Source organism: Sporichthya polymorpha DSM 43042, assembly GCF_000384115.1.
Taxonomy (GTDB): Bacteria; Actinomycetota; Actinomycetes; order Sporichthyales; family Sporichthyaceae; genus Sporichthya; species Sporichthya polymorpha.
On sequence record NZ_KB913029.1, the window covers coordinates 1,235,373 to 1,258,448 of the forward strand.

Sequence of the window (23,076 nt, forward strand, 5' to 3'; positions counted from 1 at the left end):
CACAGCGGGCCGGCGCACCACCGGGCGCCGGCGGTTCCGCGGCCAGTATCGAGCCGAGACGCGCCCAGGAACCCTTACGAGTCCGTGACGCCGCGTCAGTCCGGATGGGTCAGCCGCCGAGGACCTCGCCCGCCCGCCGGACCAGCGCGAACTTCTGCACCTTGCCGGTCGGGGTGGTGGGGAGCTCCGCGCCGTCGAGAAGCAGGACGTGCTTGGGGACCTTGAACCGCGCGAGCTTGTCCCGACACAACTGCAGGACGGCCTCGGGGTCGACGGTCGTCCCGGGCTCCGGGACGACCCACAGGCACCCGACCTCGCCCCAGCGGTCGTCGGGGACGCCGACGGCGTACGCCTGGCTGACCCCGGGCATCGCCGAGACGAGTTCCTCGATCTCCTTGGGCATCACGAGTTCGCCGCCGCTCTTGTAGAGCTCCTTGCTGCGCCCCGTCAACTGCAGGTACCCGTCGTCGCGGACGAGGCCGAGGTCGCCGGAGTGGACCCAGCCGCCGCGGAGAGCGAGCGCGGTCTCCTCGGGCTTGTCCCAGAACCCGCGCATGTGCGTCGGGCCGCGGGAGACGAGTTCGCCCTCGGCGCCGGCTGGCAGCGGATCGCCGGTGAGCGGGTCGACGGTGCGGTACTCGCACAACGCACCGCCGACGGGGTCGACCGCGCCGTCGGGGCCGGGCAGGCCCGCGACGCCGGCGAGCTTCGGACGACCGACGGTGGTCGAGTGCTGCTCGAGCGGGTCCTCCGGCACGGACAGGGTCATGGCCCCGCCGGTCTCGGTCATGCCGTAACCGGTGACGATCTCCGTGATGCCGAGTTCACTGCGGACCTTCTCCCACAGCCACACCGGGGCCGGGGCCGCGCCGGAGAGGATCGCGAACACCGACGACAGGTCACGCGTGGCGCGGTCGGGGTGCTCCACGAGCGCGACGGTCATCGTCGGTACGCAGAGAATGTCGGTCGCGCGGTGGCGCTCGATGCCGGCGAAGTAGTCGGCGGGCGTGAACGTCAGCCGCGGCACGATGGCACCGCCGACGAACATCGACGCGATCAGACCTTCGACGTAGCCGAACATGTGGTAGCAGGGCAGTGAGAACAGCACCCGGCGGCCGTCCTCGAACGCGCGGGTCAGCGCGGACGCGTAGCCGGTCCGTTGCACGGCGTCGTGACTGACCATCACACCCTTGGGTGAGCCGGTCGTCCCGGAGGTGTAGAGGATGTCGCCCACGTCGGACGGATCGACGTCGTGCGTCGCGGCGCCCGGGTTCGCGTCGCCCAGTTCGCCGAGACTGCCGACGGTGTGGACCCCGGGCCGCTCCCGGCCGTCGGTCGAGAGCACCACGACGGCACGCAGGTCGGGCAGCGCGTCGGTGGGGCCGTTCTCCCAGCCGGGCGCGATCTCGTCGAGCATCGCGAGGTAGTCGAGGTCGCCGAAGCTGGTCATCGTCACGAGCACGTTGCAGCGCGACTGCCGCAGCACGTACGCGAGCTCGTCCACGCGGTAGAGGAAGTTGAACGGGATCGCCACCGCGCCGACCCGCGCGATCGCGAACTTGCACGGGACGAACTCGAGGTGGTTCGCCATCAGCATCCCCACCCGGTCGCCGGGGCGGACACCCAGCGCGGCGAGCCCGTCGGCGAGGCGACGGGACTCGGCCGCCGCGTCCGCGTAGCTCAGCGCCCGGTCGTCGGTGAGGACCAGGGGGCGGTCACCGAACTCGGCGGCGCAGGAGTCGAGGAAGGCGTCCAGGGTCCGCGGTTCCCAGATCGGGAAGCGGGCCGCGAGCGCCGTACGTCGCTGCTGGGGGCTCGTCGGGAACATTTCTCCACTCTGCCAAAGACCGGCGTGCCCCGGACGGCGCTCGTCGATCCGCTCCCCCGGTTCGCCCCTCATCCCCCCCGGTCAAGAAAGGGTGACACCCCTTACTCCGCAGTAGGGGGTGTCACCCTTTCTTCACAGCGTCTCGCGGGCGCACCGCGACATCAGGCGGTGCGGGCGGCAGCAGCGCCGGCGGTGCCGGCGGTGTTCGTTCCGGCGTAGGCGGCGAAGATCTCGTCCTCGCTGAACTGGTCGGAGCGGCCGGCCAGGCGGATCGTTCCGCGCGCGACGACGACAACGCTGTCGGCGAGAGCGAGCGCACGGTGGACGAACTGTTCGACGACGATGAGCGCCACGCCCGCGTCCTTGAGCGTGGCCAGGAACTCGAAGATCTCGTCGACGAGGTTGGGCGCCAGGCCCATCGAGACCTCGTCGAGCAGGACGACCTTCGGGGACTGGATGTAGGAACGCGCGACCGCGAGCATCTGCTGCTCGCCACCGCTCATGGTCCCGGCGACCTGCGAGAGGCGCTGACCCAGACGCGGGAACGCCGAAGCGGCCTTCTCGATCGCCGTCGTGGCCTGCCCACGCGGGGCCTGCAGGATCAGGTTCTCCTTCACCGTCAGCGACGGGAAGATCCCGCGGGGGTCGGGGATGTGGCACAGCCCGGCCTTGACCCGCTCGTGCGTGGAACGCTTGGTCATGTCCTTGCCGTCGACGAGGATCTGACCCGCCGTCGGCTTGAGCAGACCGGAGCACGTCTTGAGGAACGTGGTCTTCCCGGCACCGTTCGGGCCCAGGATCGCCATCGACCCGCCGGCCGGCAGCGTCAGACTCATGTTCCGCACGACCGTCTTCTCGCCGTACCCCGACGTGACGCCCCGCGCCTCGAGAATGTTCAGAGCACCCATCAGTGGCCTCCGACTCCGATGTCCTCCGTGCCCAGGTACGCCTTGCGGACGATGTCGCTGGTGAGGACCTCGCTCGGGACGCCTTCGAAGATCAGCTGACCGAAGTCCAGGACGTAGGCGTAGTCGCACAGCCCGCTGATGACCGTCATGTCGTGCTCGACAATCAGGATCCCGATTCCGTTCTCGGCGACCACGTGTCGCAGCAACTCGGTGAACGCATCACTCTCGGAGTGGTCCAGACCCGAGGACGGCTCGTCGAGCAGGAGCAGCCGGAAGTCCCCCGCGAGCGCACGGGCCAGCTCGACCAGGCGCCGCTGACCGGTCGAGAGCCGGCCCGCCCGCGCCGAGGCGAGTTCACTGATCCCGCATTGCTCCATCGCACGCTGCGCGGCCTCCATGACCAACGAGCGCTCACCCCGGCGAGGCAGCAACTGCGTCACCGGCGAGACCCCGGCGAGGCGTGCCTCGCGCCCCAGCGCGACGTTCTCGGCGACCGAGAGACTGTCGAACAGCTCGATCCGCTGGAACGTACGCCCGATACCCAAATGCGCGCGGCGGGACTCCGGCGCCTTCGTCAGATCGACCCCGTCGAAGGTGATCGACCCCTCCGACGGGGTGAGGGAGCCGGAACAAGCGTTGAACGTCGTCGACTTGCCGGCACCGTTCGGTCCGATCAGGCCGGTGACCTGGCCGATCGGGGCACTCATCGTCAGGTGGTCCACCGCGGTGTGCCCACCGAAGCGGATCACCAGGCCGTCGATGTGCAGCCCGGCCAGGGCCGCGCGGGTCGCCGCGGCTTCGGTTGCCGTTATGGTCATGGTGTCTATTATAGACATCCTGTCTATTTCTGGCGAGGGTGCACACATGGACAACGTCGACGTCATCGTCATCGGGGCGGGCCACAACGGGCTCGTGGCCGCGAACTACATCGCCGACGCCGGCCGGCGGGTGCTCGTCGTCGAGGCCAACCCCGAGATCGGCGGCTTCACCGCGTCGCAGCGTGCGATCCCGGCGGCGCCGGACCACCTGACGCACCCGTACTCGTTCGACCCCTTCTTCTGGGACTCGTTCCCACCGGCGACCGAGCTCGGCCTCGACCGCTACGGCCTTCGGCGGGTGCGTGTCGACCCCGGCCTGGTGTACCTCGACCCCGACGACGCCTCGCTCGCGTTCTGGGAGGACCCGCGGGAGACGGCGCGCGAGATCGAGCGGTACTCCAAGGTGGACGCCGCGTCCTACCTGGAATTCGCCCGCCTGCTGCGCGCCTTCAGTGACATCGCCCTCGCGTACTTCGTGGCGAACCCGGTGCGGTTCGACGTCCGGCCCCTCGCCCGCACGGCACGGCACGCGCTGCGGCACCGCAAGTACCTGCGCGACATCGCGGCCCTCGCCACCGGGACGGCGGCCGAGGCGATCGCCGACCGCTTCACCCACCCCGTCGTCCGCAACGCACTGCACGCCGCGGCCGGGTCGACGATCCCCAACTCCGCCGACGGCAGCGGCGCAGGCTTCCTCTGGCTCGCCAACCAGCACCGCCACTCGCACCAGCACCCCCTTGGGGGTATCCAGTCACTGCCCAACGCCCTCGCGAAGCGCCTGACCTCTCACGGCGGGAGGGTCGAGGTCAACGCCCCGGTCGCGGAGATCTTGGTCCGGGACGGCCGCGCCGTCGGCGTCAAGCTCCGTGACGGCCGGGAGATCGCCGCGACCGAGGCCGTCGTCGCGAGCTGCGACCCCAAGACCGCCCTCGGCAAGCTCCTGCCGGAATCCGCACTCCCGGCGAAGCTCCGCTCGCGCGTCGACAACATCGCGGTGCGCAACGGCGGCTACGGGCAGATGAAGGTCGACCTCGCGTTCTCGGGCCGACTCTCCCTGGACCGCTACGCCAAGCGCCGCGGAGACGGACTCGACCTGCGCCGCCCCATGCACGTGCTCGCGACCGAGGACGGTATCGAGCGAGCATTCGCCCGCTCCGCCGCCGGCCTGCTGCCCCACTCCGACGACTTCAGCATGTGGAACGTGATCCCGACCGGCGTGGACCCGTCCCAGGCGCCCGCCGGACAGGACAACTTCTACTGCTACCTCGCGGTCGCGCCCTACGAGGTCGAGGGTGGCTGGGACACCGCCGACAGCGCCGGCCTGACGATGCGTCAGCGAGCAGGAGACGCCGTCGTCGCGAAGCTCGGCCGCTTCTACGACGGCGTCGAGACGCTGGAGATCGGCCGCCGCGTCCTCACCAACACCGACTTCGAGGCCCTGGTCGGGGCGAGCGGCGGCAACATCACGCACGTCGACATGACGCTGAGCCGCGGCGGCCCGCGGCGCCCGGCCCGCGGCCTCGCCGGCTACCGCTCCCCGGTCCCCGGCCTGTACCTCGGGGGGTCCGGCTCGCACCCGAGTGGCGGCATCACCGGCGCACCGGGCTACATGGTCGCCCGCGAACTCCTCCGCGACCGCCGGAAGCAGCACAAGTGACCGCCCTGCACGAGCATCCCACGCCGACCGCAGCCGGCCCGGCGCCGCAGCGGCGTCCGGGCCCCCTGACCTTCTGGTCCGCGGTCGGTGCGCTCACGATCGCGCTGACGGCCTACTGCTGGACGCGGTGGATCCTCTCCGGGAACTTCACCCGGGCCGAAACGGGGACGGACTCCTACGACTATCTCTGGTACCTGCGGACGTTCGAGATCACCGCCACGGCGGCCGGCGTGGTCATGCTGTGGTGCTGGGTGATCCGCCCCTGGCGCCGGAGTCGGCACGTGCCGATCGACGGCAAGATCTTGCTCGGGATGATGTTCGCCTACGTCGTCGACCCGACGCTGAACGTCTTCAACTCCGCGTTCGCAATGAACGCCCACTCGGTCAGTTACGGCTCGTGGGGCCCGTGGCTCCCGCTGGGCTGGAGCGCCGACGAGGAACGCTTCGCCGAGGGCCTGCTGTGGGCCCCGCAGCTCTACATGTACTTCGGGCTCTTCGCCGCCATGGCCGGTTGCGTGGCGCTGCGGTGGCTGCGGCGCCGCTGCCCCCGGGCGAGCAACCCGACCCTCTACGCGACCGTCTTCGTGGCGTTCACGCCGCTCGCGTTCGTCGTCGAGATGATCTTCCTGGTCCTGCCGCAGCTCTACGTTTTCCCCGGCGTCCCGAGCAACTTCAGTGTGTTCACCGGCGAGGTGTACCAGTACCCGTTCTACCAGGCGCTGTTCGCCGCCGTGTTCGGCCTGATGGTCACCTGGCTGCGCGACTCGGTCGACGAGACCGGGCGCTCCGCCGTCGAGCGCGGCGTCGACCGTCTCCCGATCGCCGAGTGGCGGCGGCACGCGATGTCGTTCTGCGCGGTGACCGGCTTCTGCACGGCGTCGGCGCTGAGCTACTTCCTGCCCTACGGGTACGCCTCGATGTCGGCGGACACCTACGTCGAGCTCCCCTCCTACCTCGCCCCGGCCGCCTACTGTGGCGTCGAGGGCAAGCCGATGTGTGCGTCCGAATACCTCGACCGACTGCAGAACGGCACGACTGAATGAGCAAGAAGGCTCCGGAGACGGTGCAGGCGCGGACCGGCGCCCGCCGTCGGGAGGCGACGCAGACCGCCATCGTGGACGCGATGCGCGCGCTGCTGCTGGCCGGCGAGCCGTTCTCCACACTGTCCGTCGAGCAGATCGCGAGTGCCGCCGGCCTCTCCCGCGCGACCTTCTACCTCCACTTCGCGGACAAGAAGGAGGTCATGATCCGCCTGGCCCACGAGATCGTGGAGCAGCGGTTCGTGATCGGGGCCGAACCCCTCGCTGACCCCCACATCAGCCGGGACGCGGTGAACGCCGTCGTCACCGAGATGGTCGACCGCTGGATCGACGACGCTCCCCTGCTCGAAGCGCTCATTGAACTCGCCGAGCAGGACGCGGCGGTGAACCAGAACTGGATGGATGCGGTCCACGAGGTCGGCGAGATGGGCGCGAAGCTGATGTCCGCCCACTGGGGCGGCGGGACGGGCGCGTACGACGACCCGGAGACCCTCGGCAAGGTCCTGGCCTGGATGTTCGAACGCTCGGCGCACCAGCTGACGCGCGACCGGTCGGCCCGCGACTCCGTGATCGCCGCCATCTCGGAGGTGCTCTGGCGCGTGTTCGAGTACCGGCCACCTCGCGGCCGGGCATGACCGCCGCGGCTCCGGCGCCACGCGGACCCCGGCGCCGGACCTCGGCGGAGGTGCAGCACGGCATCCTCACCGCCGCCCGTGACGCCTTCGCCGGCGAAGGGTACGACGGCACCGCCACGCGGCGGATCGCCGCCGCGGCGGGTGTCGCGGAGACACTGATCTTCCGTCACTTCGGTTCCAAGGCAGGGCTCTACCGGGTCGCGATCCTGGAGTCGTCTCCCTGGCTCATCCGCGAGTTCCGATGGACCCGCCGGCCCGAGGTCGAGCCCGAGACGAGCGCGCGGAACTGGGCGAACCATGTCCTGACGGTCGTCGAGGGCAACCGGGTGATGCTGGCCGGGCTGCTCAACCACGGCCTGCCGATCACCGGCGACCCGGAACTCACGGCGGAGGTCCAGGCCGTGCGGCGCGAGCTCTTCCGCGTGCTCGACCGCGGCGCGCGGGACGCGGTCGGGCGGGCGACGCCGGGCGTCGGGATCGCCCTCGCGGCCCGCAGCGCCTTCGCGACCTTCGTCTCGGTGTCCGCGTACGCGGCACTCTTCGACGTGCCGGACCCGGACGCGCTCGACGTCGACAGCCGGGCGGAGCTGGTCCGGCTCGCCGCGACCGCTCTCCTCGCCGCCGCGACGGAACCCGGCCGGTCGACTCAGGCGTCCGGGGCGTAGGACGCGATCATCGCGACCAGGCCGCCGCGCAGACCTTCGTCGTCGGTCAGGGTGCCGGCGATCGCGGCGGTGGCGGCGTCGACGAACCCGATGCCCGCGCGGATGAGACAGGCCGCCGTGATGAGTGTGCGGGTGGAGGCGACTTCGCGCAGGCCGGCGTCGTCGAGACGACGGATGGCGGCGCCGAGGCGGATGAGCGCCTGCGCGTCCTCCGCCCGGACGTCGACCTCGCCGCGCAGGATGTTCAGCTCCACCTCGGGCGAGGGATAGGTGAGCTCGACGGCGACCATGCGCTGGCGGGTGGACGTCTTCAGGTCCTTGAGGACGCTCTGGTACCCGGGGTTGTAACTGATGACCAGTTGGAAACCCTCCGCGGCGCGGAGCACCTCGCCGCCCCGCCGTTCCAGGTTCAGCTCGCGGCGGTGGTCGGCGAGCGAGTGGATCGCGACGGTCGCGTCCTGGCGTGCCTCGACGATCTCGTCGAGGTAGCAGATCCCGCCCTCGCGGACGGCGCGCGTGAGCGGACCGTCCTGCCACACGGTCTCCCCACCGGAGAGGACGTAACGGCCGAGCAGGTCGGAGGCGGTCATGTCCTCGTGGCAGGAGACGGTGAAAAGTGGCACGCCCGCCTCGGCGGCGACATGCTCGACCAGACGCGTCTTGCCGCACCCGGTCGGCCCCTTGAGCATCACCGGCAGACCCTCGCGTCGGGCCGCGCGGAACAGCTCGACCTCGTTGCCGACCGGCACGTAGCGGGGTACGCCGGTCGCAATGAGGGCCGGCGTGGGGGTCGTCGTGGTCAGGGTCATGCGCGTACTCCTCCTCCTCGCCGCCGGGCCGGGACCGGAGCCTCGGCCGAGCGGATGGAACGTCGGCTGGCCGCAGCGGTGCGGACGGCCCGGGCGAACAGCGGACGGATGTGGGCGGGCAGCGCCCCGGCGTCGACGAGTCGGGCCTGCGGGAGCTCCTGCCAGATCCGGTCCACGGCGGGATCGGGGCCGTGGCCGGCGTCCACGCTGATGCGCACACAGCCGACGCCGCGGGCGATCGCCGCGTGGAGCGCGTGACGGCAATCGGCCTCGGCGTAGTCGCCCTCGTAGTCCGACTCGTAGGGGAAGCCGTCCCCGACCATCACCAGCAGACGTCGAGTCGTTCCCGCCTCGCGCTCCAGGACGGCGGTGGCGTGGCGCACCGCGGCGCCCAGACGGGTGAAGCCGTGCGGTTCGATGCGAGCCAGGCGTTTCCGGGCGCCGGAGTCGTAACGGTCGGCGAAAGACTTCACACGCAGGAAGCGGACGTCCTGCCGCCCCGCCGACAGGAACCCGAACGCGGCGACGGGGTTGCCCAGCCGGTCGAGTGCCCCGGTCAGGGCGTCCACGATCCGGCGGTGCTCGTCGTACTGGCGACGGCCGTCGACGGAGTCGGCGCTGGACGAGGTCGCGTCGAGCAGGACGAGAACGCCGAGGTCGCGTCCGGTCCGCCGCGGCTGCGCATAGACGCGCGCCTCGCGGGTGTCCCCGGCCGCGCGGTCGGCGACCAGGTCGACGAGTGCGTTCAGGTCGAGAACGTCGCCGGACTCGTGGCCCGTGCGGTACTCGGCGGCGTGGCCCAACGCGGCGAGTTGTCGGCGCAGCGCGCGGTCCTCCACGACGAGCGGACACCCGTCGAGCTCCACCTCCGGAGGGTCGAACTCGGCGACGACGCAGCGGTCGGGCCGGAGCACCTGCCTCCGGACGTCCCATTCGGGATAGTGCGATCCCCGCGGGACGGGTCGGCTGTCGACGACCCGCCCCGGCAACGCCACGGCGAGCCGTCGGGCGTGCTCGCCCGGCCGTCCGGGCCCGCGGTCCTCGCCGGTCGAGTTGTCCCCGCCCCCGCCGCCACCCTCGCCGGGCGACCGGCCCATGCCGAGCAGCTTGCGGAAGACCGAGGACAGCGGGCTGGACCCCGGCATGGAGAACATCTCCAGGACCCGCGAGGACTCGGCCTCGTCGGGGTCGAGTTCGGGAACGCCCCCGTCGAGGCGGAGGTCGTCCGCCGGCGAGATCGGAGTCGAACCAGAGTCCGCAACTGCGGCTCGCCGGACCTGACCCGGCCTCAGTTCCCCGAACCACGGGGGCGGTCCGGCGATCGGACGCCGCCGCTCCTGCGCCCAGGCCAGCGACTCCGCCGCGCTGGCGGAGCAGGGGCCGGGGACGGCACCCGCGATTCGAGCAGCGACGCGGGGCGGCAGGACCGGAACCGTGGTCGCCGCCCGCGCCACCTCGAGGGCGAGGTACCGGGGGTGCAGCCGACGGTGCCCGGCCAGCCGCTTGACCATCGCGAGGTCGAGACCCCCCGCCGCGATCAGCGCCGCCTGGGTCAGCACGGTCGCCTCGACGAGCGCCGGATCCGTCGGCGGGACGAAGATCGTCCGGCCGTCGGTCCAGGCCCGCTCGCCGGTCGCGGGGGCCACCGTGAGGGAGCGACCCGCGACCGCGGAGGCGAGCAGGTTCAGTCGATCGAGTTCGTCGAGCACGGCGTCGATGGATTCTCGCGGGCGGTTCGCACGAGGACAGCGATCTGACGGAGGGTTAGGTCACCCGGAGCGATCGCCTTGCCGCCCGTGTCCGCGAGTGCGTCGAGACCGTCCGCGAACGCGTCCACGCCCTGATTGGCCATCTCGTTGCCCGCCGCGAACGGTGCGATCACGGCCCGGACCTGGTCGATGTACCCGGGTGCCTCGGTGCGCAGTTGCTGCACGCCCTGTGCACCCTGGGCGAGGAACTGGGCCTGCGCCGTGCCGAGCGGGTCCGGCAGCGGCTGCGAGAGCGCGGCGAGCGCGATGCCGTACACCACGGACGGGCCCGCGACGGAGCCGGTCGAGAGTGCGTCCAGCAGCGCGGAGAACCCGGTCACCCGCGCCGCGGGGCAGGGTCCGGCCGCCGTCGTCGGCACCGGCGTGTTCGGCAACTCGGCGGCCTGCGCGCTCCCCGCGACCACGGGAGCGCTGCCCAGCAGTACTCCGAGCATCCCGGCGGTGACACCGCACCGCGTGGCGATCTTCATGACGACTCCTTCCGTTCGTGCGCCGCGATCAGCCCTTGGGGCAGTTCAACGCCGGGCCCGGGCCCTGGGTGAACTTCTTGCCCTTGACGACGACGATCCCGAAGCACAGCTTCTTCGGGGCGCTCTTGCCCTTGGTGAAGTCGAGGGGGTACGTCATGCCACCGAGCGACTCCCCCTTGATCTGGTAGACGCCCTTGAAGACGTCCGCCGCGGTGGGGTTCTCCGCCGGCAGGTTCACCGCGGCCGCGCCGAAGAAGGCACCGGCCGCCCAGCCGAGGATGTTGCTGCCGTCCGGCGCCACACCGGGGGCGTACCGAGCGAGCGCGTCGATGAAGGTCCGCACGCCCTCGACGTTCGTCGCCGTCCACGGCGCGATCTTCGTGCCGATCACGATGCCGTCGACGACGTCCGCCTTCGGCAGCCCGGCGTTCACGACGATGTCACCCGTGCCGAGCATCGGCCGGTAGTTCTGCCGCGCACAGTCCGAGGCGAACCGCTCGATGCTGGCCGAGTCCATCCCGAAGACGAGCAGGTCGGCGCCGGCTTGCTTGGCAGCGAGGCAGTTGGCCGTGTAGTCCGGCTGGGTCAGCGAAGGCCGGGCCGCCATCATCGGCGTGAGGCCGATGGACTTCATGTAGGCGGGGTCCTTCCACGTCGCGTCGAACAGGTCGCAGATGCTGAAGTCACTGCACGCGAACGAGGCGACCTTCGTCTTGCCGGCGCGCACGGCCTCCTGCGCGACCGCGCCGATGATGGCCTTGGCGAACATGTCGCCGGCCGGGAACGCCGTGACCGTGTAGGGGTTCTCGTAGAACTGGTTGAGACCGCCCTCGGAGCTGAAGGTCACGATCTTCTTCGCGTTCAAGTACTCGTTGTTGCCCGCCGGAGCGAAGCCGAGGGTGTTCTGGACGAACGCGATGACGTTCCGCTGCTCCACGAACTCCTTGACGAGCGAGTTGTAGCGGGCCGGGTCGCCGCCGTCGTCACCGACCAGCACGTTGATCGGGTGGCCGTTCGCTCCGCCATTGGCGTTCGCGTGGCTGGCCCAGACGCGCGCCCCGGTGGTGGTCCCACCGACCAGCGCGCCGATCGGACCGGAGAAGGTGCCGACGAGCCCGACGTTGATCGGGCTGAGGTTGGCGACCTTCGGGGTGTTGGTCTTGGCGGTGCCGCTGTTGCCGGCGCCGGCCGTTGCGGCCGTACCGGCACCGGCGGCCGGCTTGGTGCCGGTGTTCGTCCCGGCGGTCGCGGGGGCCGCCGCACCACCCGCCGCCGGTGCGCCGGCAGCGGGCGCCGCGGCCGGGCCGGCGACACCACCCGCGGGAGCGTCGGCCGCCGCGCCCGAGACGCCCGCACCCGGGTCCGCGACGGCCGGCGGTGCACTGACGGCGCCGACGCCGGCGGCGGCAGCGACCTCGGCCTCGGGGTTGCGGTTTCCGCACCCGGTGAGCGAGGCGGCCAGCGCCAGGGCGAGCAGCGTCACCGCGCTCCGCGAAACGCGACCGGACCTACTGCGAGACATCGACGAGCTCCTTCTGATCGTGCTGAGGGTGAGGACGTAGGGCGTCGGCACGCCGGGCGGAACGCGGCGAACGCCAGTTCCGGTCGAGGGTGCGCACCGTGCGCCGATTTGATCCCGCGCGCCGGGCCGGAGCGATCAAGCTGCTCTTGATCCGCTCGACGACGTCGATCTGACTGGCCGCCACCAACGCCGCGACGATGGCCAGCGCGCCGAACGCGGCCGTCTGGTAGTTGCCCGAGTCGTCGGGCAGGTAGGACGGCATGACGGTCAGCAGCCCGGCCGCGAGGACCGACGACCGGATCAGCTGATTGCCGGTGATGGCGAGGACCGCGACCCACAGCAGCGACTGCAGCGAGCCGAGGCCGCCCGCACCCGCCGCCTGCGCGCCGGTTGCGATGACCGCACCGGCAACGCCGGCGAAGAACGCGGAGATCGCGAACAGCAGGACGAGGGTCGTCGTCGTCCCGGTGCCGTAGGTGGACAGCGCCAGCGGCGAGTCCGCGAGGGCGCGGAGTAGTCGGCCGAGCCGGGACCTCTGGAGGACGACGATGGCCACGATGCAGGCCAGCAGAACCCCGACCGCGACGTAGAAGTACTGCCGGTCGTCGGCCACGCCGACGCCCGGAAGGTCCGGCCGCGGCGCGTCGCGCCGGGCATTGACCCCGAACATCCACGAGGACCGGTAGACGAGGTTCTCCAGCAGGACGCCGAAGCCGAAGGTCGCCAGGGCGAGATAGATCCCCGACAGGCGGATCGCCGGCAGGGCGAGGATCACCCCGATCGGCAGCGTGATCAGGCCGGCGCCGAGCAGCGCGAGGAACCAGGGCAGCCCGGCGTCCACGCTGAGGCGGCTGAATGCGACCGCGCCGACCGCGACGAACGCGGCGTGGCACAGGGAGACCTGACCGGCGACCTTCACCAGCAGACCGAGCGACAGGAACATGATCGTGAAGCCGACGGCGTTGATGTAGACCGGCAGCTTCGTCCCCACCAGGTCCGGCAGAACAATCACCACGGCGAGGGCGGCGATCCCGGCCGTGACGCTGACACCCTTCGGCGGGGCGGTGAACCGCTCCAACTGGGGGCGGCGGACCAGCGGGGCCGTCGGCAGCCCGCGGCGTCCGACGACGAGCAGGACACCGAACAGCACGATGAACGGCACACTCGACGGGAGACCCTGGAACTGCGGGTGGGACGCGGCGTACTTCTGCCCGAGCGCCGCGAGGACGCCGATGATCAGGCCGCCGGCGAAGGTCCAGGGCAGATTGCGGAACCGCCCGATCGCCGCCGCTCCGAAGGCCTGGACGACGAGCGCCGTGAGGCGGATCGGGTCGAGGCCGAACGTCGGCGCGATGAGCACGCCGGACAGGACCGCGACGCCGCCGCCGATCATCCAGGCCAGGCGCCGCACCTGCGCGGCGTCGAAGCCGGTCATCTCGATCAGCTCGGGGTCGTCGACAACCCCTCGCATCGCGATGCCGAGTCGGGTCCGCGTGAGCAGCACCGCGAGACCGGCACTGACGGCCACACCGACGCAGGTGATGATCAGCTGGTCGTAGCCGATGTCCACCGCGAGGTGGAACGTGTTCGTCGGCAGGAAGTCCTCGGTCGTGAACGTCGCCGCGCCGTACCGGATCGTGGCGATGGCCTGGATGATCAGCAGCGGACCGATGGTCGCGACCACCACGACCGCGACGGGGGCCCGCGTCAGGCGGCGGGCCAGCAACTCCAGCAGGACACCGAGCGTCGCACCGAGCCCGACGACGCAGATGACCATGGCGATCGGCCACGGGATGTCGTTGCGGACCTGCAGTTCGTAGAACAGGTACGCACCCGCGGTCGCCATCGCCCCGTGGGCGAAGTTGAACACCCCGGAGGTGCGGTAGGTCAGGACGAGACCGACGCCGGCCAGGCCGTAGACCGACCCGGACACGATGCCGATGACGATGAACGGCAGGTACTCGTTCATCCGAGCGCCTCGACGTCGGCGCCTCGCACCCGCTGGACGCGCTGGACGCGTCGCCGCACGGTCCGTCGGTACAGCACGAGATAGCCCGCGCAGGATGCGAGCACCACGATCTCGCCGACGATGCCGACGTTCAGCGCCGTCAACTGGTCCTCGTACCGCAGTTCACCGCTCGCGGTGACCCAGGACAGGCCGATCAGCACCAGGCCCACGGCGATCAGGCCGGCGAACAGGGCCGGCCGCGGCCGTCCGTCCCGAGAGGTCACGTACGCACCCGCTCGTGCTGGGCCGCCCCGTTCAGGAGGCCGGACAGGTGCGAGACGTGGAGCTCGAGCTCCCGCACGCGCTCGGCCAGCGCCGCGTCGGACTCCGTGCCGCGCGCGGGGTCGAGGCGGTCGAGCGTCCGCCACTCGTCGCTGAGGTCGGCGGACAACCAGAGCGTGGCGCCGACGCCGATCAGGGCGAGGCCGCCCAGCCCGCCGGAGAGCAAGTAGGGCAACTGGTTGGCGATGTAGACCTCGCCGCTGGCGCCGATCCACCCGGCGATCAGGACGACGGCACCGAGCAGCACGAGGACGGCTCCGACGATGCGGTCCCACTGCAACGTGAACCAGGGGATCAGCTCCATGAACGTCTCACTCCCACAACCCAACGCGTTCCGACGCTGACGAGGACAAAAAGAAGGGCGCCACCCGCGATGTACGGGTAGGCGCCCAGAGACGGGAGCGACACTGCGCCCGGCTGCGTGTTGGCCAGGGCGAAGGCCTGCGTACCCGGCGGGGTGACCGGCGCGACCCCCGTCGGCAGGACGCCGGTGCCGACGCCCGGGATGACCGGCGCGGCGGCGACGTTGTCGACGCCGCCCACCGTGGACACTGGAGCCGCGAGACCGGAAGCGCTGTTGTCCGTGCTGCCCGCGGTGCTGCCGACGGCCGGAGCGGAGCTCCCGGTCGCCTGAGCGAAGGACCGGCCGATGACGAAGTCGGTGACCACGGTGCGCCCCACCGGCGCCGGGACGTCCATGGGCGTGGAGATCTGCAGACCCGGAGCTAGCACGGAGTCCTCGGTGCTGGATGCCTCCACATAACGGATCGTCGTGTTGCCGACCGTCAGGGACTTCTGCGCCGGGTGCACCGACCCGATGAGGCTGACACCTTCCTCCGTGACGGCCACGCCGACGCCGTTCACGGAGAGGCTCGAGACCTTGAAGTCGGAAGTGCGGACGACCTTGCCCGCGTTGTCGATGGCTACCTCGGCGCGGGAGACCGCGCCGTGGATCGCCACGACACCGAGCTGCAGGTCGAGCCGCGACTCCGCGGCGGAGACGAAGTTCTCCGCCGTGCGGACGACCTCGGCGGTCGCGAAGGCACCAGCCTCATCGGCGCTCGGCGCGAGGCGTGCGCCGGCCTGCGCGACCGAGCGCGCCTCGCGCTCGCGCGCGACCGAGTCGAGGTGGTACCCCGGCTGGTCCAGGCTCACTTCCTGGGCGCTCGGGTACTGGCTGGTCACGACGAACGGATAGGTGGGGACGGGCTTGCCCGACAGCGTGCCCGCCAGACCGGGCGCCGCGATGGCGAGGTCGCCGGGGTACGGGAACGACGCGAAGCCGGTGCTGGACCCCAGGGAGTTCAGCGCGGCCTGGGCAGTCGGACCGCCGCCGTTCACGAGGTTCTCGATGATGAGGAAGCGCGGCAGCGCGGCCAGGAAGTAGGCAGCGTTGGCGGAGGCCTGTCCGTGGTACGCGCTCAGCGTCGTGGTGCTGCTCGGCTCCGCCGTGGCGGAACCGAGTGCACTGCTCGTCGGGAGCAGCGTGACCAGCGCGGCGGTGGACACCGCCGCCGCGCCGGTCGCTGCTCGCCGCAGGCGCCGCGGACGGCGCCGGTGGCTGCGGGTCGTCACTGCGTCTTCACCGCCGGGGCGACCGGGATGGTCGTGCCGTCGGGGACGACGAGCTTGCCGTCGGGGCCGACGCGCAGGGACGACTCGCCCCGCGGGATCGGCAGATCCGGGTTCGGGCAGGCGACATCCGTGCCGGCACCGCAGTAGCCGTTGATGAAGTACGACCGCTCCTGGACGTCCTGCGGCCACGCGTCGCCGCGCTGCGAGATCAGCGCGTTCGGCAGGTGGTAGAAGACGAAGAAGATCGCGGTGATCGCGCCCGAGACCGCGAAGAAACGCATCGCGCCCTTGACCCGCTTGGACACGCTCAGGCGGTCGATGCCCGCCTCGGCGAACGAACGCCCCTGGTCGTCGCGGAAGAACCGCAGCGCACCCCAGCTCGTGTAGAGCAGGCTCGCGGTGATGCCCTGGTAGACCGGGAAGCCGTAGTAGTTGCCGTGGTTCAGCGTCAGCCAGCTGATGCTCGCGCCGTACTGGTGCGAGCCCATGACCATGAAGGCCGCTTCCCACATCGTGCCGACGACCATCATCGGGATGAACGCGACCGCGCACAGCCCGATGGCGCTCATGCTCGGGTACCGCTCTCGGGTCTTACGCATGAGCGTCGTGACGATCAGGACCATCAGGAAGAACGCGCAGGTGTAGACGCCGGGCAGCCAGAGCAGGGGCTGCGGGATCTCTTCCGCGTTCGGCGACATCCAGCCGGGGGTGTGCCCGATCCACGAGCCGGCGTTGATGAAGTACGTGTTGTAGTTGAAGCCCGGAGAGAAGTAGTTGTAGAGCGGGTCGGACCACCACATCAACGAGAACGAGATGACGATCAGACCGTCGAGCGGGACCGACCCGGTCCGGCGCAAGGGAAGGACCGCCTTGAACAGGATCAGGGCGAGCATCCCGGCGAACAGGCCGTACTGCTGCACGCTCAGGCAGATCTTCATCCACGTCGGCAGCGGGGTCTCGCCGGTGCCGACGCGGTGCGGCTCGCCGGCCACCAGCCACGCGACGATCAAGTACGCCGCGAAGGCGAGGAAGCCGAAGCCGAGCGCCGCCCACCAGGTGATGGGACGGATCCGCTTCGGCGCCGTCGGCGCTACCGGACGCGAGGCGTCCAGGCCACTGCGCGGCGGCAGGTGTGTGGTGGCCATGCCGGGGCCTCCTCATAAGTTTCGGGAAACGACGTACGCCTTGTGGTGGGCCGCGTCACTTGATAGACAGACACTATGTCTATCTAATTGGGAGCGGTCAAGCCTTTGGGCGGCTTCGACCCGATTCGTGGAGGTTCGATGAGTTCGCCGGCGCGCCCCCGCACGGACCGACGTCGCACGGGGCCCGCGACGCGCAGCGACCTTCTGGAGGCGACGAAGCGCCTGCTGGCCGGCGGCGCTCCCGTCGCCACGCTGCGGGTGGACCAGATCGTCGCGGAGGCCGGGATGGGCCGCGCGACGTTCTACCTCCATTTCAAGGACAAGTCCGAGCTGATGGCGGCGCTCGCCGAGGACCAGGTCGCCTGGCGCGACCAGATCGGCGCCGAGGTGCTCGCGGACCCCAAGCTGACCCGCGAGTCCGTGCACCTGCTGATGCGGACGATCGTCGGCCAGTGGGCGGAGAACTGGGGCGTCCTCGCCGCGATCATCGAGGTCGCCGAGTACGACGCCGCCATGGCCACCATCTGGAAGACCTCGATGGGCGAGGTCACCGAGAAGGCCGCCGAGCAGTTCCGCCGACGCTGGGAGAGCCGGCCGGGCCAGTCTCCCGACCCCGACATGATCGCCGAGCTGTTCACCTGGATGTTCGAGCGCTCGTGCCACCAGATCCTGCGCGACCCGTCCCGCGTCGACGCCGCCGCCGCCGGCATGACCGACATCATCTGGCGCGTGCTCGACTACCGCGCCTGACCCGCGGAACTGACACAGCCTCAGAGAGCCATCGAAAAAGGGTGACACCCCGTACTCCGCAGTAAGGGGTGTCACCCTTTCGTGACACCGAAACGCCGGGGTCAACCCTTGCCGAAGCACTCCACCTTGGAGCCGGCGGGGGCGGAGAAGCCCTTGGTGTCGAGCTTGATCGGGTAGTAGCACTCGAGCGCCTTGGCCGTGGATCCCTTCGCGAACGTGGCGCCGGGGCTGAGGCCGTCGAGCTTCTCGTTCTTCAGCTTCCACAGCCCTTCGAGAATGCGGGCGGTGCTGACGTCGCCCGCACGAGCCTGGTCGGAAACCTTGGCCAGCGCGGCCTCGAACAGCTTCCCCGCGGTCCAGCCCAGCAGGGCCTGCTGCTCCTCCTTCGCGGAGGGGGCGAAGCGGGCAAACGCGTCGTGGAACGCACGGATGCCGGGGGTGTCGGTGGTCATGAACGGCACGACGCCGTTGCCGAGATACATGGAGTTGCGTTGGACGCCGGGGTCGGCCGCCACGGCGGCGCTGACGCCAACGGCTCCGGTGGCGATCGTCGGGAAGTAGTTCAGCGACGCACACGAGCGGACCGCCCGGATGATCGCCGACCCGTCGAGGCCGAGGAAGAGCGTGTTCACCCCGGCGGACTTCATCGTCTGGCATTCGGAGGTGAAGTCCGGCTGGGTCAGCGAGACCGCCTGGATCGGGCCGAGCGCGGCCTTCGCCAGTTCGGTGCTGCGCTGGAAGCCGTTCTTGATCGCCGAGCAGATCGACGCCTCGACGCAGTAGAAGAGACCGGTCTTCGGCGCGCCCTGCGCGTTGCGCGCGGCCTGGACGAGGGCGCCGTCGTTCGCCGTGAGCGGGGCCGCGCCGGGCGGGAACAGGTACGGGCTCTGGGTCCAGTCGCCGGCAACGACGTCACCGCCGACGACCGGCACCTTGTCGCGTTCGGCGGCCGTTCGCAGGGCCGCGATCGCGATCGGGACGCCGGCGCCGACGACGGCGACCGCGCCGCGGTCCTTCACCAGCGTGTTCCAGTTCGACGCGACGCGCGCGGGGTCCGAGGCGTCGTCGAGCTGGATCAGCTGGATCGGGTGGCACTGCACGCCACCGCGTGCGTTGACCTCCTTGGCCCAGACGGCGAGGCCGGTCCGCAGGCCCGAGATCGAGGCGCCGACCAGGCCGGAGGTCGCGAGCGTCTGCCCGAGGACGATCGGCTTCAGCGGCGTCGTGCACGGCTTGCTGCCGCCGCCCGCCGCCCCGCCCGGCTGCGCGGGGTTCTGGCCGGCGCCCGGTCGCGGCGCGGTCGGGGACCCGGGCTGGGCCGGCGTGTCACCCGTCCCGGAGCTCGACCCCGGAGCCGCGGTCGGGCCTGCGCCCGGCACGGCGACGCCCGGGGCGACGCCGGCACCGGCGTCGGCGCCCGGGACCGCGCCGGGGGCGACCGGCGCGCCGGCGGCGTTGTCGGACTGTGCGTCGACGGGACCGTAGCCGTTGCCGACAGCGGCGACCTGCTCGTGCGGTACGCGGTTGCCGCAGCCGGCGGCGAGGGCGAGGGCGCCGATCAGCGCCGCCGCCGCGACTTGGCGGGTTCGGAGTTTCAACATCAATGCGTCCTCCTGGAGCAGTGGTGCGGTGCGACGACCTGAGGGGGCATCAGGTCAATCCGTCGAGCACCAGTCGCACGGTGTGGGCGGCAATCTGTTCCGCCGTGGCCAGTCGTTGGACGGCGGGGTAGGAGCCCGAGAGCGAGCGCAGGTTCGTCAGCCCGAACAGCAGCGCGAACGTCGACGCCATCGCGAGCTCGGCGTCCAGGTCGGGGTCGATCTCGCGCAGGATCTCGGAGAACAACGAGAGCGGCTCGGCGAACAGTCCACGGTCGAGCAACTGCGGCATGTTCGACCGGGGGGTGAGCACCTCACGGTTCAGCAGGCCCCGGAAGATCTCGTTGTCCACCAGTGCCTGCAGGTACCAGGTCAGCAGCAGTTCGAGCCGGTCCCGAGCCGACCGTGCCGGATCCCGGGTCTCCGGCGGGATCACCGAACTGCCGCCGAAGGCCCGCTCCACCACCGCCGCGTAGATCGCGTCCTTGCTCGCGAAGTGGTGGTACAGCGCGCCGACGGCGACGCCGGCACCGGCCGCGATCTCCTTGGTGGTGACGGCATCGAGCCCGCGCCGGGCGAACATCTCCTCGGCCGTGTCGAGGATCCGCTTCTCCGTCGCCACGGCGTCGCGGACCCGCTTGACGCGCGGGGCGGGCGCCTCGGTCGTGATGGGCTCGGTCACGGGCGCAGCCCCGTCCGGTTCAGGTAGTCGACGACCTGCGTCGCCGCGGTCTCGGCGTCGACCTCGGTGGTCCGGACGTGGACCTCCGGATCCGCGGGCGGTTCGTAGGCCGAGCCGGTCCCGGTCAGGTTCGGCAGCTCGCCCTGCGCGGCCTTGCGGTACAGGCCCTTGCGGTCCCGGGCCGCGGCGACCTCGAACGGGGTGTCGACGTAGACCTCGACGAATTCGCCCTCGGCCAGCTTCGCGCGGACCTGGTCACGCTCCTCGGCGAAGGGTGAGATCAGCGAGACGAGGACGACGATCCCGGCGTCGGCCATCATCGAGGCGACCTCGCCGACGCGGCGGATGTTCTCGATGCGGTCGGCGTCGGTGAACCCGAGGTCCTTGTTCAGGCCGTGGCGGACGTTGTCGCCGTCGAGCAGGTAGGTGCGGACGCCGTCGGCGTGCAGGCGACGCTCGACCAGGTTCGCGAGCGTCGACTTGCCGGCGCCGGAGATGCCGGTGAACCAGACGACGCGCGGGCGGTGGCCGGCGAGCGAGGCACGGGCCTCGCGGTCGACGTCGACCGCCTGCCAGTGCACGTTCGTCGAACGCCGCAGGGCGAAGTGCAGCAGCACCGCCCCGACGGTGTTGTTGGTCAGCCGGTCGATCAGGATCCCGCCACCGAGGTTGCGGTCCTGCGTGTACGGCTCGAACGGCACGGCCCGGTCGAGGGTCAGCGTCGCGACGCCGATCTCGTTGAGCTCAAGGGTGTTCGCGGCGACGTGGGCGAGGGTGTTGACGTCGACGCGGTGCTTCGGCGGTGACACCGTCGCACCGACCGTGCGGGTGCCGATCTTGAGCAGGTAGTGCCGACCGGGCACCAGCGGCTCCTCGGCCATCCAGACGACGTCGGCCTCGAACTGGTCGGCCACCTCCGGCGGATTCCCCGCGGCGGCGAGCACGTCGCCCCGGCTGACGTCGATCTCGTCGGCCAGCGTAAGCGTCACCGACTGGCCGGCCTCGGCCTCGGGCAGCTCGCCGTCGAGGGTGTGGATCCCTGCGACGGTGGTGGTCTGGCCACCCGGGAGGACGCGGACCTCGTCGCCGGGGCGGATCCGTCCGGCGGTGAGCTGCCCGGCGAAGCCGCGGAAGTCCAGGTCCGGGCGGATGACGGTCTGGACCGGCATGCGGAAGGCCGCCTCGGCGGTGAGGTCCGGGACCGGCACGTTCTCGAGGTGCCCGAGCAGGGTCGGACCGTCGTACCAGGGCATGTTCTGAGACTGCGTCAGAATGTTGTCGCCGAGCAGGGCGGAGGTCGGGATCGTCGTCACGTTCTCCAGGCCGATGCTCGCCGCGAACTCGCGGTAGTCGGCGTCGATCGCCGCGATCCGGTCCTGGTCGTAGTCGATGGCGTCGACCTTGTTGATCGCGAGCACGACCTGGCGGATCCCGAGCAGGGAGACCAGGTAGGAGTGCCGGCGGGTCTGCGTCAGCACCCCCTTGCGGGCGTCGACGAGGATCACCGCGAGGTCCGCGGTCGAGGCGCCGGTGACCATGTTCCGGGTGTACTGCTCGTGCCCGGGGGTGTCGGCGACGATGAACTTGCGTTTGTCGGTGCTGAAGAACCGGTAGGCGACATCGATCGTGATGCCCTGCTCCCGCTCGGCCGCCAGACCGTCGACCAGAAGCGCGAGATCGAGCTCGCCGCCCTGCGTGCCCATCGTCCGGCTGTCCGCGGTGACGGCCTCGAGCTGGTCGGAGAAGATCTGCTGCGACTCGTACAGCAGCCGCCCGATCAAGGTCGACTTGCCGTCGTCCACCGACCCGCAGGTGATGAACCGCAACAGCGTCTTGTGCTCGTGCCGGTGCAGATAGGCCTCGATGTCGGTGGCCGCGAGGTCCAGGTCGGCGTTCTGCGTCGCGTTGGTCAGCGGGGTGCCCATCAGAAGTACCCCTCCTGCTTCTTCTTCTCCATGGACGCCTTCGAGTCGTGGTCGATCAGCCGCCCCTGCCGCTCGGACGTGGTGGTCAGCAACATCTCCTGCACGATCCCGGTCAGGCTGTCCGCCTCGGAGGGGACGGCGCCCGAGAGCGGGTAGCAGCCCAGGGTCCGGAAACGCACCTTGCGCATCGTCGGTTTCTCGCCGTCCCGGAACCGGAACCGGTCGTCGTCGACCATGATCAGCGTCCCGTCCCGCTCGACCACCGGACGCTCGGCCGCGAAGTACAGCGGCACGATCTCGATGTTCTCCCGCCCGATGTACTGCCAGACGTCGAGCTCGGTCCAGTTCGAGAGCGGGAAGACGCGCACGCTCTCGCCCGGGTGCACGCGGGAGTTGTAGAGCCGCCAGAGCTCGGGGCGCTGCTGCTTGGGGTCCCAGCGGTGGTCCTTGGTCCGGACGCTGAAGACGCGCTCCTTGGCCCGCGACTTCTCCTCATCCCGGCGCGCTCCACCGAAGGCCACGTCGAAGCGCCCCGCCTCCAACGCCTGCTTCAGACCCTCGGTCTTCCACAGATCGGTGTGCATCGCCGAGCCGTGGTCGAACGGATTGATCCCCAGCCGCACACACTCCGGGTTCGCATGCACGATCAACTCCGCGCCCGCCGCCGCGGCCGCCCGGTCCCGGAGCTCGTACATGGCCCGGAACTTCCACGTCGTGTCCACGTGCAGCAACGGGAACGGCAACCGCCCCGGCGCGAACGCCTTCCGGGCCAGGTGCAGCATCACCGCCGAGTCCTTGCCGATGGAGTAGAGCATCACCGGCCGCTGCGACTCCGCCACCGCCTCCCGCAGGATCGCGATGCTCTCCGCCTCCAGACGTTGCAGATGAGTCAGCGTCACGAATCTCCTCCAGGGTCTTTACCGACCGAGCGCTCGGTTTGTACCGTAGTGACCTGGCTCTCACTCCACAACCCCCGACGAAAGGGCTGGT

The 23,076-nt window shown here is 70.7% G+C and carries 21 protein-coding genes; 5 read left to right on the forward strand and 16 right to left on the reverse strand.

What is annotated here, in order from left to right:
* Window positions 1-109: 109 nt before the first annotated feature.
* The 3 genes from SPOPO_RS0106120 to SPOPO_RS0106130 all read right to left on the reverse strand — a co-directional run bounded on the left by SPOPO_RS0106120 (window position 110) and on the right by SPOPO_RS0106130 (window position 3,554).
* Complete coding sequence (locus SPOPO_RS0106120) at window positions 110-1,828, reverse strand: class I adenylate-forming enzyme family protein (RefSeq protein WP_019873910.1); 1,719 nt, start codon at window positions 1,826-1,828, stop codon at window positions 110-112.
* 161 nt (window positions 1,829-1,989) lie between these two features.
* Entirely contained in the window at window positions 1,990-2,736 is a 747-nt protein-coding gene (locus SPOPO_RS0106125; RefSeq protein ID WP_019873911.1) for an ABC transporter ATP-binding protein, read from the reverse strand.
* Window positions 2,736-3,554: an ABC transporter ATP-binding protein gene (locus SPOPO_RS0106130; RefSeq protein ID WP_019873912.1), complete on the reverse strand. Its 819-nt coding sequence runs from the start codon at window positions 3,552-3,554 to the stop codon at window positions 2,736-2,738. The genes SPOPO_RS0106125 and SPOPO_RS0106130 overlap by 1 nt, the downstream gene beginning before the upstream one ends.
* A 46-nt stretch (window positions 3,555-3,600) precedes the next feature.
* Between SPOPO_RS0106130 and SPOPO_RS0106135 the strand changes: the two genes are divergently transcribed.
* Genes SPOPO_RS0106135 through SPOPO_RS35040 form a run of 4 tightly spaced genes read left to right on the forward strand, consistent with a single transcriptional unit; the run spans window position 3,601 to window position 7,551 of the window.
* Entirely contained in the window at window positions 3,601-5,211 is a 1,611-nt protein-coding gene (locus tag SPOPO_RS0106135; protein WP_019873913.1) for a phytoene desaturase family protein, read from the forward strand.
* Complete coding sequence (locus SPOPO_RS0106140; protein WP_019873914.1) at window positions 5,208-6,254, forward strand: spirocyclase AveC family protein; 1,047 nt, start codon at window positions 5,208-5,210, stop codon at window positions 6,252-6,254. Before SPOPO_RS0106135 ends, SPOPO_RS0106140 begins: the two co-directional genes overlap by 4 nt.
* On the forward strand, window positions 6,251-6,886 hold the full coding sequence (locus tag SPOPO_RS32445; protein WP_019873915.1) for a TetR/AcrR family transcriptional regulator: 636 nt from the start codon (window positions 6,251-6,253) through the stop codon (window positions 6,884-6,886). Before SPOPO_RS0106140 ends, SPOPO_RS32445 begins: the two co-directional genes overlap by 4 nt.
* Window positions 6,883-7,551, forward strand: coding sequence for a TetR/AcrR family transcriptional regulator (locus SPOPO_RS35040; protein WP_084670904.1), 669 nt, complete (start codon window positions 6,883-6,885; stop codon window positions 7,549-7,551). Before SPOPO_RS32445 ends, SPOPO_RS35040 begins: the two co-directional genes overlap by 4 nt.
* Here SPOPO_RS35040 and SPOPO_RS0106155 read toward each other — a convergent pair.
* Genes SPOPO_RS0106155 through SPOPO_RS0106195 form a run of 9 tightly spaced genes read right to left on the reverse strand, consistent with a single transcriptional unit; the run spans window position 7,533 to window position 17,131 of the window.
* On the reverse strand, window positions 7,533-8,360 hold the full coding sequence (locus tag SPOPO_RS0106155; RefSeq protein WP_019873917.1) for a CbbQ/NirQ/NorQ/GpvN family protein: 828 nt from the start codon (window positions 8,358-8,360) through the stop codon (window positions 7,533-7,535). The two genes, SPOPO_RS35040 and SPOPO_RS0106155, sit on opposite strands and share 19 nt — an antisense overlap.
* The gene (locus tag SPOPO_RS0106160) at window positions 8,357-10,069 is read right to left on the reverse strand and encodes a nitric oxide reductase activation protein NorD (RefSeq protein WP_019873918.1); all 1,713 of its coding nucleotides are present in this window, start codon (window positions 10,067-10,069) and stop codon (window positions 8,357-8,359) included. The genes SPOPO_RS0106155 and SPOPO_RS0106160 overlap by 4 nt, the downstream gene beginning before the upstream one ends.
* Window positions 10,045-10,599: a hypothetical protein gene (locus tag SPOPO_RS0106165; RefSeq protein WP_019873919.1), complete on the reverse strand. Its 555-nt coding sequence runs from the start codon at window positions 10,597-10,599 to the stop codon at window positions 10,045-10,047. The genes SPOPO_RS0106160 and SPOPO_RS0106165 overlap by 25 nt, the downstream gene beginning before the upstream one ends.
* Before the next feature lie 28 nt (window positions 10,600-10,627).
* Entirely contained in the window at window positions 10,628-12,082 is a 1,455-nt protein-coding gene (locus SPOPO_RS0106170; protein ID WP_019873920.1) for an ABC transporter substrate-binding protein, read from the reverse strand.
* Between the two features lie 25 nt (window positions 12,083-12,107).
* The gene (locus tag SPOPO_RS28045) at window positions 12,108-14,090 is read right to left on the reverse strand and encodes a branched-chain amino acid ABC transporter permease (RefSeq protein WP_051098286.1); all 1,983 of its coding nucleotides are present in this window, start codon (window positions 14,088-14,090) and stop codon (window positions 12,108-12,110) included.
* Window positions 14,087-14,353, reverse strand: coding sequence for a hypothetical protein (locus SPOPO_RS0106180; protein ID WP_019873921.1), 267 nt, complete (start codon window positions 14,351-14,353; stop codon window positions 14,087-14,089). The genes SPOPO_RS28045 and SPOPO_RS0106180 overlap by 4 nt, the downstream gene beginning before the upstream one ends.
* Window positions 14,350-14,715: a hypothetical protein gene (locus tag SPOPO_RS35045; RefSeq protein WP_028984558.1), complete on the reverse strand. Its 366-nt coding sequence runs from the start codon at window positions 14,713-14,715 to the stop codon at window positions 14,350-14,352. Before SPOPO_RS35045 ends, SPOPO_RS0106180 begins: the two co-directional genes overlap by 4 nt.
* Window positions 14,706-15,986 carry a hypothetical protein gene (locus tag SPOPO_RS0106190; RefSeq protein WP_020629228.1) on the reverse strand — a complete coding sequence of 427 codons (1,281 nt, stop codon included), beginning with the start codon at window positions 15,984-15,986 and terminating at the stop codon, window positions 14,706-14,708. Before SPOPO_RS0106190 ends, SPOPO_RS35045 begins: the two co-directional genes overlap by 10 nt.
* Complete coding sequence (locus SPOPO_RS0106195; protein ID WP_019873922.1) at window positions 15,983-17,131, reverse strand: spirocyclase AveC family protein; 1,149 nt, start codon at window positions 17,129-17,131, stop codon at window positions 15,983-15,985. The genes SPOPO_RS0106190 and SPOPO_RS0106195 overlap by 4 nt, the downstream gene beginning before the upstream one ends.
* A gap of 138 nt (window positions 17,132-17,269) precedes the next feature.
* On the opposite strand from SPOPO_RS0106195, the gene SPOPO_RS32455 reads away from it, so the two are divergent.
* Entirely contained in the window at window positions 17,270-17,881 is a 612-nt protein-coding gene (locus tag SPOPO_RS32455) for a TetR/AcrR family transcriptional regulator (RefSeq protein ID WP_019873923.1), read from the forward strand.
* Between the two features lie 101 nt (window positions 17,882-17,982).
* Here the strand turns inward: SPOPO_RS32455 and SPOPO_RS0106205 are convergent, their stop codons facing one another.
* The 4 genes from SPOPO_RS0106205 to cysD are packed head-to-tail and all read right to left on the reverse strand — an operon-like array spanning window position 17,983 to window position 22,985.
* Entirely contained in the window at window positions 17,983-19,482 is a 1,500-nt protein-coding gene (locus SPOPO_RS0106205) for an ABC transporter substrate-binding protein (protein WP_019873924.1), read from the reverse strand.
* Between the two features lie 49 nt (window positions 19,483-19,531).
* Window positions 19,532-20,161: a TetR/AcrR family transcriptional regulator gene (locus SPOPO_RS0106210; protein WP_019873925.1), complete on the reverse strand. Its 630-nt coding sequence runs from the start codon at window positions 20,159-20,161 to the stop codon at window positions 19,532-19,534.
* On the reverse strand, window positions 20,158-22,086 hold the full coding sequence (gene cysN / locus SPOPO_RS0106215) for a sulfate adenylyltransferase subunit CysN (protein ID WP_019873926.1): 1,929 nt from the start codon (window positions 22,084-22,086) through the stop codon (window positions 20,158-20,160). Before cysN ends, SPOPO_RS0106210 begins: the two co-directional genes overlap by 4 nt.
* Window positions 22,086-22,985 (reverse strand): sulfate adenylyltransferase subunit CysD, encoded by a 900-nt coding sequence (cysD, locus tag SPOPO_RS0106220; RefSeq protein ID WP_019873927.1) that lies wholly within the window; start codon window positions 22,983-22,985, stop codon window positions 22,086-22,088. Before cysD ends, cysN begins: the two co-directional genes overlap by 1 nt.
* Between the last annotated feature and the right edge of the window lie 91 nt (window positions 22,986-23,076).